Annotated in this window: 2 protein-coding genes; both read left to right on the plus strand. The window is 69.7% G+C overall.

Annotated elements, in window-relative coordinates:
• Positions 1-213 precede the first annotated feature (213 nt).
• A complete protein-coding gene (locus tag LQV45_RS31595) occupies positions 214-720 on the plus strand; it encodes a sigma-70 family RNA polymerase sigma factor (protein ID WP_230011359.1) in 507 nt (168 codons plus the stop codon).
• On the plus strand, positions 717-1,433 hold the full coding sequence (locus tag LQV45_RS31600) for an anti-sigma factor (protein ID WP_230011360.1): 717 nt from the start codon (positions 717-719) through the stop codon (positions 1,431-1,433). The genes LQV45_RS31595 and LQV45_RS31600 overlap by 4 nt, the downstream gene beginning before the upstream one ends.
• Positions 1,434-1,529 lie beyond the last annotated feature (96 nt).

Consider the following 1,529-nt stretch of genomic DNA (forward strand, 5'->3'; position numbering starts at 1 on the left):
GCAGCAGGATGGCGCCCAACGCCGCGGCGGCAGTCGCCGGGCGAAGAATCTTCATTGTGCTCTCCTTTGGGATGGCCGGCCAGGGGCGGCCGGACCTGTCCCTACAACGGTTCCGGCAGCCTGCAGGTTCAACGCCGGCTGCGGCCATCGACCGCGCCGGGCGTAAGTGAACTGTTTGCCGCCCGGCGTCGTCCTACCTCCAAGGAGGCGGAAATGTCCGATCAGGAGGCCGAGTTACTGCGATCGCTGCAGGAGGCTTACGGCCCGGCGCTATGGCGGTTCGTCATGGGGATGACCCGTGACAGCGCCCTGGCGGATGACGTCGTGCAGGAGACGCTGATCCGCGCGTGGAAACACCCGGCGATTCTGCGGCGCCCGGAGACGGCGGTGCGGGCCTGGCTTTACACGGTTGCCCGCAACCTCGTCATTGATGACCGGCGCAGCGCCCGGCGCCGGCACGAAACGGGAACCGATCAGCTGCCTGAGATTCCGGAGGCGGACCGGGTCGACAGGATCCTGGACGGGTGGCTTGTCTCGGATGCGCTCGCCGGGCTGTCCGCCGAGCACCGGGCCGTCGTCATTCATTCGTACTATTTGCGGGAGACGACCGCCGAGATCGCGCAAAATCTTCAACTGGCCGAGGGAACGGTGAAGTCGCGCCTGCACTACGCGCTGAGGGCGATGCGGCTGGCCCTGCAGGAGGGAGGCGTGACGCCATGAACCAGAACGGAACCGATGAGTACCGCCGCTGGGATGCCGCGTACGTGCTGGGTTCCCTCATCTCCTCGGAGCGGCGCGAGTTCGAGGAGCACTTGTCCGGCTGCGCGGGCTGCAGGGCCGCCGTCGCCGACCTTGCCGGACTGCCGTCGCTGCTGGCAGCACTCTCACCCGAGGAAGCCCAGTCCCTCGGGCGGACGGACGGCGAACGGCGGACGCCGACGTTGCAGCCCGGGCTGGCGCATAAGGTCCAGCGCGGCCGCCGGCGCACCCGCCTGGCTGTCGCCGGGATCATGCTGGGCGCCGCTGCCGCCGCAGGCGCGGTTTACGTTGAGGTCACGGCCTCCCCGCCCCCGGCTGCCCAGATCCAGGCCGCATCCGCGACGGCCCTGGACTTCACGCCGGTCGCCGACAGCGCCATGGTGGCCACCGGATCCCTGACCACGCAGCCGTGGGGAACGCAGATCGACTGGCAGTGCACGTACACGCCGTCCCCGGCCGACTACGCTCTGCCGGGTGGTCTCCGCGCGCCGGAAGAGTACGGATTGGTGGTTGTCGACTCCCGCGGCGCCACGACCCAGGTGGCCACCTGGACGGCAACGCCGGGGACAGTGGCGACGCCGACGGCCACCACGGTTGTCCCGAGAGCCGATATCCGCAGCATTGAAATCCGCGCCGTCGCGAGCGGCAAGACGCTGCTGGCCGCGCGCCCGTAGCGCCGGCACAGCGGCGCGGCGCCGGATGGATGGCCAGGACTCCATTGCAGGGACAATGGAGGCGTGACTTCCGCGACCGCACCCCTGGACCCAGCC

This window comes from Microbacterium sp. Bi128 (genome assembly GCF_918698205.1).